Here is a 13,897-nt window from a genome sequence, read left to right as displayed (position 1 = left end):
CCGCAGCCTGCTATAGCAGCGATTTGTCCAGGCCGAAGCGTGCCTTCAGGGCTTCCAGCAGCGCTTCGCGCGCGTCGCGATCGGTCAGTTGGACATCGAGCACGACGCGGCCGGAATCCCATTCCTTGATCGTGCCCAGCAACTCCCCGCCGCTGGTGCGGATCTTGTACTGGCGGCTGATCTCCTTGACCTTGCGCGCCTTGCCTTCCTGCGCCTGCTTGCGGATCGCCTCCACTTCGCGGCTCGACAGGCCGTCGTTCATGATCCGCATCGCGAGCTCGCGCGTGCGCTCCTCGCCTGCCAGCTTGCAGTACAGCGTCAGCTCATAGCCGGCCGCGATGCCGATCGCGCTGGGACGCTCGCGCATCACCATCAGCACCGACTCCGGCAGTTTCAGCAGCGCCAGCGTCTTGTTGACGGTGCCGGCCGACATGCCGGTCAGCTCGCAAATATCTTCTTCCTTGGAGACCTTGCCTTCGTCCAGCAACTGGCGCCAGGCGATGGCATTGTCGAGGGCCGACTGGTCCGAGCGCTGCTCGTTCAGCAGGAACGACAGCCGGTAGAAGTCGAGGTCGCTGAGGTCGCTCTCGACGAAGCACTCCATCTCGAGCTTGCCGGCAGCCGCCAGCGCGCGCTTGCGGTAGTGGCCATCGATCAGGATGTAGTGCCCGGGACGGGACGGGTCCGGCGCCGCCAGGCCCGGCGTCTTCTGACCGTGGGTCGCGATCGAGGCGGCGCGCTCCTGAACGACCGCGGGATCGTAGATCCGGCGCGCGTTCAGCGGGTTGTCGTGCAGCTGGGCCAGGGGGATGCGCTTCAGGACCCGGCCGTCCGCCGAGCGTTCCTCGTTTTCAGCGCTGAAAGTTTCAGCGCTGAAAGGCGGCCGTGTTTCGGCGCCCTTCGCCTGCAGCAAACCGTGCGGGTGCTTGGCGATCGCGGCTTCGGCGCGGGCGAAGCGATCCAGTGTGTCGGCACGGTTCTTCTCCGCCGCCATGCCCGCCAGCATGCCGGCCCGCAGATTCTTGATCTTCGTTGCCATTCTCTTTACTCGATCAGGGACAGCACCTCGTCCACCATGATGTCGACCTCCTGCACCGCCTCCCGGGCGCCGGCCACGCCGTGCACGGTACAACCGATCGCCTGGCACTCACGGAACGCGGAGCGCGAGCCGATCATCGATTGCAGCAGAGGAAAGTCGCCGTCATCGCCCAGGATTTCGATGGCCTGGCGCGCGATGGAAACGCGGCGTTGAACCATATTGGCCATCACACGGACGGTCAACGTTTCGTTCTGGACCTGCGCATGCTGCGCGAGGGTCTTGGCCGCCACCGCGGCCCATAGATCGGGGGGCGACGGGACCACGGGTATTACCGCCAGATCCGAGATCAGCAGCGCGCTGGAAGGCGCGGCCGAATGCACCGCCGGCGGGCAGTCGACGACGATATAGTCGTAGTCCTGTACGAACTTGCGCACTTCCCGGTGCATTGCCCCGCCGGACGCCGCCAGACCGATGACCGACGCCGGAAAAGGGCGCTCGTCGGAGGCCTGCGCCGCCCAGCGCGTCGCGGTTCCCTGCTCGTCCATGTCGACCAGCATCGCGCGCGCGCCGCGCAAACCCAGGGTGCCGGCCAGATGCATGCTGACCGTCGTCTTGCCGCAGCCGCCCTTCTGATTGAACACCGTGATGATTTTCGCTGCCACCGGGGCCTCTCTCTTTCAGCGCTGAAAGCGCGGTTTGACTGTAGGCGAAACTTTAGACAATCGCCTCCGTGCTATCAACCGATTTCTTCAAATACACGAATTAGTTACAGTGGAGATGCCAAAAGCCGCGCAAGTATCTTCAAAACTTGTGCTTGAAAATCGGTCGAGAATCGGCCTACATTAGAGGTTGTGCGTTGTACGCCGCACATGACACGGTTAGACAAACTGGATATGATGCCCAACACAGTCGCGTCAAGTCGTGTCACCCTCGTCGGCTTCCGTTCGGTATCTGCGAGAAATCAACGTGCTTGAACGGTTGTTTGCGTCGTGTACAAAGAACTTGCGTCGGAAAGGAAACTCACATGGCAACCGGTACGGTTAAGTGGTTCAACGAAACCAAGGGGTTCGGCTTCATTACCCCGGACGATGGTGGCGCGGACTTGTTCGCCCATTTCTCGGAAATCCAGGGCACTGGATTCAAGACGCTGAAGGACGGCCAGCGAGTGACCTTCGAAGTCAAGGAAGGTCCGAAGGGCAAGCAAGCATCCGGCATCAAGCCGGCCTGATCGCCCGCGTCGCCGCTGGTTCGCGGCACTCGTCGGGAACCAGCAAAAAAGCAGGTGTTCAACACCTGCTTTTTTTTTGCCCCAACGAACAGGGCCCGGCGTCCGCGGCCGCTGTGGTTCGCTGCTCAGGCCAGCTTGCGCACGCTGGTCCGCGACGGCTGCAAAATCAGCGCCTTCGACGAATCGGCGTCGACCTTGGCGTCCGGATAGACCACCAGCACGTCCTTCAGCGCCTTGCGGAACAACGCACGGAACTTGCGCTCGCTCTCGGTCTCGGTACCGAACTGCATCTGCAGCGCTTCCCAGGGGATCTCGGTGCGCCGCTGAATCGTGAAGAAGCGGTAGGTCAGCCAGGAATAGACGTCCAGCGCGAACGGCGACTGCTTCAGCGCCTTCAGCGCGCGCATATCGACCGGCACAGGACGATTGACCAGCTCGTTGAAGAACGGCTCGGACAGCACCACGAAGCTTTCGAACATCGAGCCCTGGCCGGGCTGCATCGGATCCCACCACGTGGACAGCTGGTCGGCCAGCAGATAGCCGACGCGATCGATCGACATCGGCTCGTGGTTGTTGGTCTGGTTCTGGGTCGGCGCGGATTTGTTCTGGACGATCGCGATGGTCGCCGAGAACAGGCGGATCATCTGCTGGCGCACCAGCGTCATCGTGCCGCGCTTGCCGCCCGTTGCCATCGGGATGCCGAGGTTGTACATGAACTCGGACAGCGAGTTGCCCAGCGAAATGCGGCGGTCTTCGACGGTGCCGGTAAACTCGCCGCGCTTCTTCTTCGCCATGATCTCCTTGCCGATCCAGGCCAGCATCAGGCGTGGATAGGAGCCGTAGGGATAACCAAGCGACACGGTTTCCGACACCAGCTTCTGGCGGCCATTGCTGGCGCGCTCCGAACGCTGCTGCGTGAAATAACCGGGCTGGATCATCAGCGAGATATTGCCGCTGGTGCGCGTCCAGACGGGCGGCGCGCCCTTCGGGGCACGGTAGGGCAGGGTGACCTGGACACTCGCGCGGCTGAGGAAGCCGACTTCGCCACTTTGCCAGGCGTCCTCGCGCTCCATGGCCTGCGCTTCGTCGAACAGCCGCTGAAATTTTTCGGACGGAACCAACGGCGCCTCGTTGCCAGGAACGATGATGCGCGAGGGTCCGGTTTCGACGTCAGTGACGGTGCGGTCGTCCGGGGTGGCCAGGGAACGTTTGATCGGCATATCGGCGTGCTTCGAATTACCCGCCTTTTTACTTGATGACGCCACCCTTGTCACGCAGAAACGGGTACGTTCGGGGATTCGGGCGTATACCCCGAAGCGGCACCCAGTCTGGCCGGCGTATACGCCAGCTTCGCGGCTGCTACCGCCACCCCTGATCTGGTCGCGATCTCTCTCTTTTGCCAGCTCGCATGCCGTGCGGCAGGGGGCAACCCGGCAGGGTTGTCCACTTCCGCGCGGTCATCCACTACAAGCAATACATACCTTTACGGTTAACTACTCGTAAACCGTATACGCGCGGCCAAGCCGTTGAACCGTAAACGTAAACCGTGCGTCTCCGTACCTGATTCTGCGCTGCAGCGTACTCGATTCTGCGAAGCCTCGAACCCGAATCTGCGTATACCCGAACCCGTTTCAGCGCAAGGCCCGAACCGCTTTCTGCGGGGATAACTTCGGCATTGCACAGGCTTATCCACAGCTGCGGCGATGCCAGGCGTACCCGTTTCTGCGCCGAAATGGGAGCGCAGGCCGCGCGGAATCACCGCATAAGCGTGCCTGGGCGCACTTCTACGTCGCATCCGGGCCGAATCTCTCCGGTTCCGTACCCGTTTCTGCGCCCGGCCAGCGCGAACCTGCGCTCCGCTGCGGCGTACCCGTTTCTGCGGCGTACCCAGTTCTGCAAGCCGAAGGGGCTGGCGTGGCTTCCGAAAAGCGTACCTACTTCTGCGTACCGAACCGAGCCTCGATCGAACGGCCAGCGTACCTGTTTCTGCGAGGCTTCCGGCTCGACAGACGGCACTTTTGCCGTCGCGCCACCGCGTATACGCACGGCATACGAAAAGCGGGCACTTGCAAACTTATCGGGCCGAACAATCATGGCCTCGCCCCGGAACGTACCCATTTCTGCGACGGCAGCCTGCGTCCGCGCTCGGCGCAGGGACGAGTTCTCCGCCGGGGCGTACCCGTTTCTGCGCGTCGAGGCAGGGAATCGGCCAGCCATGGCGCGTACCCATTTCTGCGGCCAACAGCGCGCTGACGGCCGGCAGAACGCAGCCCAAAAAGACCGTACCCGTTTCTGCGCGGCACAAAAAAATTGCTCGGACCGTACCCGTTTCTGCGCGCGCCACCGTGCAGGGATCGCTGAACGGCGTTTCAAGTCGGCGGACCCGTACCCGTTTCTGCGGGCTTCGAACCGTGGCCATGATCGGCACGCGTACCCATTTCTGCGACTGTTGATGGTTCGACAAAGGCGGCGCGCCGCGAATCCGTACCCGATTCTGCGGACGATACAGCGCGAACCCGTACCCGTTTCTGCGGCGCTGGCCCAGGGAAATCGGGTCCCCATCCGCCCCGGCGCGCGCTACCAGGGGAAGGCGGGAAGGCGGGAAGGCGGGAAGGCGGGAAGGCGGGGAAGGCGGGGGGAGTGGGGCCGACCGGACCGGACGCCCGGAAAGCAAAAAGCCCCGCACGGGGCGGGGCTTTCAGCGTCGTCTCGCCGGAAAGGCGAGGGGCGCGATGCCTTACAGCGGGGTGATGTTCGCTGCTTGCAGGCCCTTCGGGCCATTCTTCACTTCGAACGAAACGCGCTGGTTTTCTTGCAGCGACTTGAATCCAGAGCCCTGGATTTCCGAGAAGTGGGCGAACAGATCATCACCGCCTTCGTCCGGCTTGATGAAACCGAAACCCTTGGCGTCGTTGAACCATTTGACGATACCGGTTTTCATGGTCTTGCATTTCCTAAAAAAAATTAAAAAACGGAAGGCGCGTGGCGCTTCCGGCAGAGCAACTCAAGGAAAGGACACCATGGACAACCGAAGTACCATGACGGTGGCTAACGAATGTGCTGTTGCCTCGTCGCTTGAATCTAGCGCGCTTTATACGGGGGATCGGAGCCCACGTCAAGCGCTGAGTTCCCCTGCTGCAGGCTAGATCACGCGCGTGCCCTCGTGCGATCATCACCCATTTTGCATACAGTCTATTTGTCCGTATCGGCGCACCTGTATACAAAAGTGTAAGACATTACGTGTGCCTCCCCTGGCCAATGCGCGGGGAGGCTCTTGCCTTTTGCGAGAGACGGGACAAAACGATACAGGAGACACAGCATGTCGATGCCCGAACCCCTTTCCGAACCCAACGACACACCCGCCATGGCCGCGCCGTCGCGCCGCTCCCCGCTCGAACGCCTGTTCAAGCTGCGTGAGCACCAGACCGACGTGCGCACCGAGATACTGGCCGGCGTCACCACCTTCCTGACGATGGCGTACATCATCTTCGTCAACCCGACCATCCTGGGCGATGCGGGCATGCCGAAGGACGCCGTGTTCGTCGCGACCTGCGTGGCCGCGGCGCTTGGCACGCTGATCATGGGGTTCTATGCCAACTACCCGATCGCGATGGCGCCGGGCATGGGGCTGAACGCCTATTTCGCCTATACGGTCGTCAAGGGCATGGGGCTGCCATGGGAAGCCGCGCTCGGTGCGGTGTTCATCTCCGGCTGTCTGTTCCTGCTGGTCACGCTGCTGCGCGTGCGCGAGATGATCGTCAACGGCATCCCGCATTCGATCCGCGTGGCGATCACCGCCGGTATCGGGCTGTTTCTCGCCATCGTCGCGCTGAAGAACGCCGGCATCGTTACGGCGAGTCCCGCCACCCTGGTCACGCTCGGCGATCTGCATCAGCCTTCGGCGGTGCTGGCCATCGTCGGCTTCCTGGCGATTGTCGCGCTCGACCGCCTCAAGGTGAAGGGCGCGATCCTGATCGGCATCCTGCTGACCACGCTGCTGAGCTTTGCCTTCGGCGGCAACACCTTCCACGGCATCGTCTCCGCGCCGCCGTCGATCGATCCGACGCTGTTCAAGCTCGACATCACCGCCGCGCTGTCGATCGGCATCATCAACGTGGTGCTGGTGTTCTTCCTGGTCGAGCTGTTCGACGCGACCGGCACGCTGATGGGCGTGGCCAACCGAGCCGGCCTGCTCAAGGCTGGCAAGATGGATCGGTTGAACAAGGCGCTGATGGCCGACAGCACCGCGATCATGGCCGGCTCCTTCCTCGGCACCTCGTCGACCACCGCCTATATCGAAAGCGCCTCCGGCGTGCAGGCCGGCGGCCGCACCGGCCTGACGGCGGTGACGGTGGCCGTGCTGTTCCTTGCCTGCCTGTTCATCGCGCCGCTGGCCGGCACCGTGCCGGCCTACGCTACCGCTCCGGCGCTGCTGTATGTGTCCTGCCTGATGCTGCGCGAGCTGGTCGATATCGACTGGAACGACGCGACCGAGGTGGTGCCGGCCGTGCTGACCGCGCTGGGCATGCCGTTCACCTATTCGGTGGCCAACGGCGTGGCCTTCGGCTTTGTGACCTATGCGGGCCTGAAGCTGCTGACCGGCCGGGCCAAGGACGTGCCGATCATGGTGTGGATCATCGCCGCGGTCTTTATCTTCAAGTTCTACTATCTGCCCGGCCATTGAGGGGAGCAGCGTTTCGCGAACAGGGCGGCCACGGCCGCCCTTTTTCACGTCCGTCGCCGGCGATGTGTCCGGAAACGTTCGAATTTTCGCTGCATACTTGCCCAACCGTACCCGTTTCTGCGCACGGCCAGGCATGGCGGAACGCTGATACCGTACCCGTTTCTGCGTCCAAGGTAAGTGCTTATTTACCTTGCGCACCATGGTGGGTCGCCGTTGTTACGGTCATCCCGAAGGATGATTTTGGGGGCATGCCCCGCGCGGGGGCTAGACAAACGAAGCCAAATGCACTGAACTAGAGGCATATTTCCGGGGGCGCTTCGAGGCGCCCCTTGTTGACTCCGGGAAACGGAGTGCGCCAGTGGCGCGACGCAGACCCATTCGATCCGCTGCAGCGGACGTACAGACAGACCGCCGCCAGGCGGCTTCGCCTCCACGACGAGAGCATGCGCCAAGCGTGCCGGAACAATAAGCGGAACAAGTGGTAATCGCGAACGTGTAGTGCCGGGGGATGTTGTTCAACGGGGAAGAATCATGACCGCAGGAGAAGTCCATCGGCCCGTTCTCGAGCCGACTCGATCCGCCACGCCTTCGATTGCCCGCGCCTGGAGCCATCTGGCCGATGTCGCCAGCGCCAAACCCGATCACGATCCCAGCCAGTCCCATCGCGAGCATCGCGACGAATCGATCGCCGATGCCGTTGCCGCCCTGCTCGCGGCCGACGACAGCGTGCCGCCGAACATACGGCAGGCCATCGAGAGCCTGTTGCAACGCCACCGCCAGCTCGAAGCCGATGTCGCCCGCCTGCGCGCGCAGCGCGAGGAATGGATCGTCAACGTGCTGACCTATCAGGCCCTCTATCACCGTTATTCCGGCCAGACCCTGCATGACCCCAGCGACCGCCTGATGCGCGAGCGAGACAGCATGCGCCGGACCATCCGTGAACAGCTGCGCAGCGGCACGACGCCGACCGCGATGTTCGATCTGCCTCCCCACAGCGTGTCGAGCGTGTAATGGCGGCCCCGCACATGGGTGCCCAGCCGCACCGCTTACCACTGGACCGCGGCCCGATCCCGTCCGCCAGCCGGCGCGGCGAAACGGTCAGGCATGCGGCCACGCCAAACGCGCGGGAGAACGGCATGGACCGACTGAGCAAGCCGCCATCGCGGGCCGCGCAGGTCCTGGTGGTATCACGACAGCAGAACTTCGGCATCGATGCGAGCCAGTTCGGTCCCGGTTGGGAGATCCGCCACCACCACCAGTTGCGCGATCTGCCGCGGGTCGTTCGCGGCAGCGGGCCGATGGCCGGCGTGCTCGACCTGGAGACCGAATACACCGATGCCGAGATCGCGCTGCTCGAGCAGAGCCTGCAATGCCTGCACGTGATGTGGGTCGCGATCACGTCGCCGCAGCGGCTCGAGGACGAGCGCGTGCGGCGCCTGATCCGCGACTATTGCGTCGACTACGTGCGCGTGCCGTTCTCGTACAACGAGCTCGCCTACACGCTCAAGCATGCGCACGGCATGGCCGCGCTGCACGCCGCGCGCGGGCCGGACACGGCGGTGCAGGGCAAGATGATCGGCGAATGCGCGGCGATGCGCGCGATGTTCCGTTCGCTGTCCAAGGTGGCGCACAACGATGCCCCGGTGTTCATCTCGGGCGAGTCGGGCACCGGCAAGGAACTGGCCGCGCAGGCGATCCACGAAGCGTCGAACCGCCGCAAGGGGCCGTTCGTCGCGATCAACTGCGGCGCGATTCCGCCGCACCTGGTGCAGTCCGAACTGTTCGGCTACGAGAAGGGCGCCTTCACCGGCGCCAACCAGCGCAAGATCGGCTGGATCGAACAGGCGCAGGGCGGCACGCTGTTCCTCGACGAGATCGGCGACCTGCCGCTGGAGAGCCAGGTCGCGCTGCTGCGCTTCCTGCAGCAGGGCATGATCACGCGCCTGGGCGGACATCAATCGATCCCGCTGGACCTGCGCATCATCTCGGCCACGCACGTGGACCTGGTCGCGGCGCAGGCCGAGGGGCGCTTCCGTTCGGACCTGTTCCACCGGCTGTGCGTGCTGACGCTGTCGATCCCGCCGCTGCGCGAGCGCGGCGAGGATATCCTGCTGCTGGCCAACGCGGTGCTCGCCGAGCATGGCCACGAGGCCATCGGCGCATTCGCGGTTTCTCGCCGTGCGCGACGCAGGCGATGATGCAGTACGGCTGGCCGGGCAATGTGCGCGAGCTGATCAACCGGGTGCGGCGCGCGATCGTGATGACGGACAATCGCAAGATCACGGCCGAGGACCTGCAGTTGCACGGCAACAGCGACGCGCCGCGCAAGACCCTCGACGCGATTCGCGAAGAGGCGGAGCGCGAGGCGATCCGCTCGGTGATGGCAAGCCACGGCTTTCACGTGGTGCCCGCCGCGCGCGAGCTCAACGTGTCGCGTGTCACGCTTTATCGGCTGATGCACAAGCACAATATCCGCGTCGAAGGGCAGTCGAACCACGCGGAGTAGCGCGTCGCCGCGGACAGCGGCGATCACCGGGGCCGACGATGCGTCGGCCCTTTTTCATGGTGAGGCGATCAGCGCCGCGGCGCCAATGACGACGCAGGCTTCCAGCATCCGGAGCCAAGACCGCCGCCGTAGCCGGCCGCGTCGCCCGACGCCGCCAGCAGATCGAACGGCAGGCGACCCACCTGCCGCGTCTTGCCGTCGTCATCCACCGCGGACCACTGCCCGCGCGGCTCGCCGTCCTCCGCGCTGCCGCCAAGCACGCCCAATGACAAGCCGAAGCCCCTGACGTAGATATCGTTGCTCAGTGCCGTATGGCTATGGATCTCGGCATCGTCGGACCGGTCCAGATGGCTGAAGCTGCCGGCCGCCGCGCCGGTACAGAAGGTGGCCATCGCGGCCAATGCGCAAAGCTTCGTTTCCATTGTCTCTCTCCTCCCTGCTCGGATACCGGACGAGCCGCCCGCGCGCAGCGGCGCATGGACAGGCGACCGGCTGACGGCATCAGGCCGCCGACGACCCACGGGAGGACAGCTAGCGTCGCGTCCGGCTGCGGAAGGCCGCGATCGGCGGGACGCGGTTGGACTCCAGGCAGAACGACGATGTCGCCCGATGTGGCAACCGCGGCGCAGGCAATAGCGGGGGCGACAGCAGTTGCAGTACCGACGGCGCGGCTCGCGCCGGACGTTGGGCGCGGCGTCGTGCCGTCATGCGTGCTGGAGGGTGACGCATGGTGGGGCGCTCTCCCGTGGCTGAAGCGTGGATCCTGGCTCTTCCGGGGGGCTGTTGCGACAAGCATGCCAAGCGGCGCCGGCCCTTGCCCAGGCTCGGATTGGCGGGATATCGCGCCAGCGCGGAAAGTCCACCGCTGTGCGCCGGTCCGATTCTGTTGCGGCGCTGAAACCCGGGTGGCGGCGTCGGCCCTTGCCGTGTTTCCGTCCCGGGCCTGCCGCCATCGGCGGCACGGTGGCTCGCGGCCGGCCGGCACAACGGCACCGGCCCGGACATCCGTCCTACGGAGGAAGTTTGGATGAAGCAAGGGCGAGGAGCGGCCGGATGCGTTCGCCAAAACGGCGGAAGTGGCGCGATTCGGCGGCGCTTCCTCCCACCGGGCCCGCAGGTTGCAGCGGCTTAACGGCGCGCGGGCCGGACGCGGGCATGCGGATCCGCTGCGCAGGGGCGCATGCAAGGCATCCGGACACGCACGGATCGCACAGACGGAGGGATCCGTGCCCGGCCACGGTACGTCCGCAGAAACGGGTACGCTCCGCGGCTGCGCTCGCGCGTCACTCCTTGCGGGCCGGCGGATTGGTCGATGGCGCGGTGTCCGCGGCGGGCGTGTCGCCCGAAATCGGCTTGGGCCCGGGCTGGCTACGGTCGCAACCGGCGCTCGCCAGCATGGCGGCGATGCCCAGCGTCAGCGTGCCGAGCCGGACGGTGCGCAACGATGCGGTCGGAAAACGGATCACGGTACCTCCTGATGGAAAGGGGGGACGAAAGGCGGTGCGCGACGGATCGGCGCGCTGTCCGCATTTACTCTAGCAGTTGGCCACGCCGGCCCTTGCGCCGATGCCGGCTTGGGCACAGCCGCAAGGCGCGGTATCCTGAACGCTGCCCCGCCGCGGCGGCGGTGGCAGGACCCCAGCCCATCCGGACTTCAGCCCACCGACCAAGCCAGGGAGCGCCGTCTTGCCGATGTTCCAACCCGATCCCGAGGACCGCAACGGCCGCCGGCACGGCGTGGCCCGCATGCTGCCCGACCGTCATACGCTGCGCCGCACCGCCATGGTGGTGTCCGCGGCCGTGCAGTCGTGGTTCGCGCACCGCGCCGCCAGCAAGGGCGCCGCGCTGTCGTTCTACATGCTGTTCTCGCTGGCGCCGATCCTGGTGCTGGTGATCTCGATCGCGGGGCAGTTCTTCGGCGCCGAAGCGGCGCGCGGCGAGATCTTCGAGCAGCTGGAGGGTCTGCTTGGAACCCAGGGCGCGGCGGCGATCCAGCAGATCCTGGCGGCCACGCATCGCGCCGGCGGCAGCGGCATGGCCGCGCTGATTGCCACCGGCATCCTGATCGTCGGCGCGACCAGCGCCTTTGCCGAACTCAAGGCGAGCCTGGACGACATCTGGGAGGCCGACGCCACGCCGGCCAGCGGCTGGCGCGCGCTGGTGCGCACGCGGCTGCTGTCGTTCGGACTGGTGTTGGTACTGGCGCTGATGCTGCTGATCTCGCTGGTCGTCAATGCCGCGATTGCCGTGGTGCAGCGCTTCTGGGACGGCATGTGGTTCGAGTCGTGGCTGGCGCCGGTGGCCACGACGATCTCCAGCGGCTTCTCGTTCGTCGTGGTCAGCGTGCTGTTCGCCGTGGTGTTCAAGATGCTGCCGCGCGTGCGCGTGACCTGGCGCGACGTGGCGATGGGCGCGATCATCACCGCGGTGCTGTTCTCGGTCGGCAAGCGCCTGATCGGCATCTACCTGGGCAACAGCGCGGTGGCGTCCTCGTATGGGGCCGCCGGGTCGGTGGTGGCGCTGATGCTGTGGGTGTACTACTCGGCCCAGATCTTTTTCTTCGGCGCCGAACTGACCCATCAGTACGCGCTGCAATTCGGCAGCCTGCGCGAGCGGCAGCGCCGCGGCGAGGCGCCGGAACCGGTCGGCGCCGGGAACCGGTAGAATAACGGCCCATTCCCCTCGGGCGCCCCGCCGCGACAGCCGATCCCAAGCCGGCCGGCGCGGACCGCGACACCAGGCGCGGCGCGATCGGCTCGGCCATCGCGCTTCTGCCGCGCCCGCCGTGCCCCCCGGGTCCCGATCCATCCGCAGCCATCCGAACGTCCTACCGTGAGCTCGCTCGTATCCGAAATTGCGCGTCGTCGCACCTTTGCCATCATTTCCCACCCCGACGCCGGCAAGACCACGCTGACGGAAAAGCTGCTGTGGTTCGGCGGCGCGATCCAGGTCGCCGGCGAGGTGCGCGCGCGCAAGGCCGACCGCCACGCGACCTCCGACTGGATGGAGCTGGAAAAGCAGCGCGGCATCTCGGTGACGTCGTCGGTGATGCAGTTCCCCTACCGCGAGCACATCGTCAACCTGCTCGACACCCCGGGCCACGAGGACTTCTCGGAAGATACCTATCGCACGCTGACCGCGGTCGACTCGGCCGTGATGGTGATCGACTCGGTCAATGGCGTCGAGGCGCAGACGATCAAGCTGCTGAACGTCTGCCGGCTGCGCGACACGCCGATCCTGACCTTCATCAACAAGCTGGACCGCGAAGGGCGCTCGCCGATCGAACTGCTCGACGAGATCGAGGACGTGCTGAAGATCCAGTGCGCGCCGATGACCTGGCCGATCGGCATGGGCAAGTCGTTCCGCGGCGTCTATCACCTGATCGACGACAAGGTGCAGCTGTTCGATCCGCACGGCGACAAGGGCACCGCCGCGATCCTGGACGGGCTGGACAATCCGGAACTCGATCGCGTGCTCGGTTCGCAGGCCGATGAACTGCGCGTCGAAATCGAGCTGGTGCGCGGCGCCTCGCACGCCTTCGACAAGGCCGCCTTCCTGGCCGGCAAGCAGACCCCGGTCTATTTCGGCTCGGCGATCAACAACTTCGGCGTGCAGTCGCTGCTCGACGCGCTGTGCGACCTGTCGCCGGCGCCGCAGCCGCGCGCGACCGACAGCCGCACGGTGCAGCCGGAGGAAGCGAAGTTCAGCGGCTTCGTGTTCAAGATCCAGGCGAACATGGACCCGCGCCACCGCGACCGCATTGCCTTCGTGCGGGTCTGCTCCGGCCGCTTCACGCGCGGCATGAAGCTGCTGCACGTGTCGGCGGGCAAGACGGTGGCCATCAACAACGCGATCACCTTCATGGCGCAGGATCGCAACACCACCGAGGAGGCCTACGCCGGCGACATCATCGGGGTGCCGAACCACGGCACGATCCGGCTGGGCGATGTCTTCACCGAAGGCGAGCCGCTGAAGTTCACCGGCATTCCGTCGTTCGCGCCGGAATTCTTCCGCCGTGCGCGGCTGAACAACCCGTTGAAGGTCAAGCAGCTGCAGAAGGGCCTGCAGCAGCTGGCCGAGGAGGGCGCGACGCAGATGTTCCGCCCGATCGCCTCGAACGAACTGGTGCTCGGCGCGGTCGGCATCCTGCAGTTCGACGTGGTGGCGCACCGGCTCGAGCACGAGTACGGCGTCGACGCGATCTTCGAATCGCACGAGTGCGCGACCGCGCGCTGGCTCAAGGGCGACCCGGCCGAGATCGAGAAGCTGATCGAGAAGGCCGGCCACAACGTCGCGCTGGACGGCGCCGGCGACCACGTCTATCTGGCCCCGAGCATGGTCAACCTGCGGCTGACCCAGGAGCGCTTCCCGAACCTGCAGTTCATGGAAACGCGCGAGATCGTCTAGGCGGCTCGCGCCTCATCGTCGTCCCCGCGCATG

The 13,897-nt window shown here is 65.4% G+C and carries 11 protein-coding genes and 1 pseudogene; 6 read left to right on the top strand and 6 right to left on the bottom strand.

Annotated features, from left to right (window positions below):
- Positions 1-10 precede the first annotated feature (10 nt).
- Both LRR16_RS11845 and parA read right to left on the bottom strand, forming a co-directional pair.
- The gene (locus LRR16_RS11845) at positions 11-1,039 is read right to left on the bottom strand and encodes a ParB/RepB/Spo0J family partition protein (protein ID WP_006576251.1); all 1,029 of its coding nucleotides are present in this window, start codon (positions 1,037-1,039) and stop codon (positions 11-13) included.
- Between the two features lie 5 nt (positions 1,040-1,044).
- Complete coding sequence (parA, locus tag LRR16_RS11840; RefSeq protein WP_023263312.1) at positions 1,045-1,701, bottom strand: ParA family partition ATPase; 657 nt, start codon at positions 1,699-1,701, stop codon at positions 1,045-1,047.
- A 362-nt stretch (positions 1,702-2,063) separates the two neighbouring features.
- Here parA and LRR16_RS11835 point away from each other — a divergent pair, with 362 nt between their 5' ends.
- Positions 2,064-2,267, top strand: a complete 204-nt coding sequence (locus LRR16_RS11835; protein WP_006576252.1) for a cold-shock protein — start codon at positions 2,064-2,066, stop codon at positions 2,265-2,267.
- Between the two features lie 125 nt (positions 2,268-2,392).
- Here LRR16_RS11835 and LRR16_RS11830 read toward each other — a convergent pair whose 3' ends face one another.
- Positions 2,393-3,487 carry a replication protein RepA gene (locus tag LRR16_RS11830; protein ID WP_006576253.1) on the bottom strand — a complete coding sequence of 365 codons (1,095 nt, stop codon included), beginning with the start codon at positions 3,485-3,487 and terminating at the stop codon, positions 2,393-2,395.
- Positions 3,488-5,004: 1,517 nt separating this feature from the next.
- Complete coding sequence (locus LRR16_RS11825; RefSeq protein ID WP_006576725.1) at positions 5,005-5,208, bottom strand: cold-shock protein; 204 nt, start codon at positions 5,206-5,208, stop codon at positions 5,005-5,007.
- Positions 5,209-5,631: 423 nt separating this feature from the next.
- On the opposite strand from LRR16_RS11825, the gene LRR16_RS11820 reads away from it, so the two are divergent.
- The 3 genes and pseudogenes from LRR16_RS11820 (at position 5,632) to LRR16_RS11810 (ending at position 9,457) form a co-directional block, all read left to right on the top strand.
- Complete coding sequence (locus LRR16_RS11820; protein WP_006576724.1) at positions 5,632-6,951, top strand: NCS2 family permease; 1,320 nt, start codon at positions 5,632-5,634, stop codon at positions 6,949-6,951.
- 531 nt (positions 6,952-7,482) lie between these two features.
- Positions 7,483-7,962: a hypothetical protein gene (locus LRR16_RS11815; protein ID WP_006576723.1), complete on the top strand. Its 480-nt coding sequence runs from the start codon at positions 7,483-7,485 to the stop codon at positions 7,960-7,962.
- A 125-nt stretch (positions 7,963-8,087) separates the two neighbouring features.
- Positions 8,088-9,457: pseudogene (locus tag LRR16_RS11810) on the top strand (sigma 54-interacting transcriptional regulator).
- 68 nt (positions 9,458-9,525) lie between these two features.
- Here LRR16_RS11810 and LRR16_RS11805 read toward each other — a convergent pair.
- Both LRR16_RS11805 and LRR16_RS11800 read right to left on the bottom strand, forming a co-directional pair.
- Entirely contained in the window at positions 9,526-9,879 is a 354-nt protein-coding gene (locus tag LRR16_RS11805; RefSeq protein ID WP_232205950.1) for a hypothetical protein, read from the bottom strand.
- Between the two features lie 861 nt (positions 9,880-10,740).
- A complete protein-coding gene (locus LRR16_RS11800) occupies positions 10,741-10,923 on the bottom strand; it encodes a hypothetical protein (RefSeq protein WP_006576720.1) in 183 nt (60 codons plus the stop codon).
- Positions 10,924-11,149: 226 nt separating this feature from the next.
- Here LRR16_RS11800 and LRR16_RS11795 point away from each other — a divergent pair, with 226 nt between their 5' ends.
- Together LRR16_RS11795 and LRR16_RS11790 are read left to right on the top strand one after the other, a co-directional pair.
- A complete protein-coding gene (locus LRR16_RS11795; RefSeq protein WP_232206066.1) occupies positions 11,150-12,121 on the top strand; it encodes a YihY/virulence factor BrkB family protein in 972 nt (323 codons plus the stop codon).
- Between the two features lie 168 nt (positions 12,122-12,289).
- Positions 12,290-13,864 (top strand): peptide chain release factor 3, encoded by a 1,575-nt coding sequence (locus LRR16_RS11790; protein ID WP_006577923.1) that lies wholly within the window; start codon positions 12,290-12,292, stop codon positions 13,862-13,864.
- Positions 13,865-13,897: the final 33 nt, after the last annotated feature.

Origin of the sequence: Cupriavidus sp. UGS-1 (genome assembly GCF_021213615.1) — a bacterium.
GTDB lineage: Bacteria > Pseudomonadota > Gammaproteobacteria > Burkholderiales > Burkholderiaceae > Cupriavidus.
This window is presented reverse-complemented; position numbering and strand designations above follow the sequence as displayed.

What these genes read in the sequence shown, in the direction of transcription:
- LRR16_RS11830 (WP_006576253.1), bottom strand. Translation starts at nt 3,487, where the DNA reads ATGCCGATCAAACGTTCCCTGGCCACCCCGGACGACCGCACCGTCACT.
- LRR16_RS11795 (WP_232206066.1), top strand. Translation starts at nt 11,150, where the DNA reads ATGTTCCAACCCGATCCCGAGGACCGCAACGGCCGCCGGCACGGCGTG.
- LRR16_RS11815 (WP_006576723.1), top strand. Translation starts at nt 7,483, where the DNA reads ATGACCGCAGGAGAAGTCCATCGGCCCGTTCTCGAGCCGACTCGATCC.
- LRR16_RS11825 (WP_006576725.1), bottom strand. Translation starts at nt 5,208, where the DNA reads ATGAAAACCGGTATCGTCAAATGGTTCAACGACGCCAAGGGTTTCGGT.
- LRR16_RS11805 (WP_232205950.1), bottom strand. Translation starts at nt 9,879, where the DNA reads ATGGAAACGAAGCTTTGCGCATTGGCCGCGATGGCCACCTTCTGTACC.
- LRR16_RS11835 (WP_006576252.1), top strand. Translation starts at nt 2,064, where the DNA reads ATGGCAACCGGTACGGTTAAGTGGTTCAACGAAACCAAGGGGTTCGGC.
- LRR16_RS11820 (WP_006576724.1), top strand. Translation starts at nt 5,632, where the DNA reads ATGGCCGCGCCGTCGCGCCGCTCCCCGCTCGAACGCCTGTTCAAGCTG.
- LRR16_RS11845 (WP_006576251.1), bottom strand. Translation starts at nt 1,039, where the DNA reads ATGGCAACGAAGATCAAGAATCTGCGGGCCGGCATGCTGGCGGGCATG.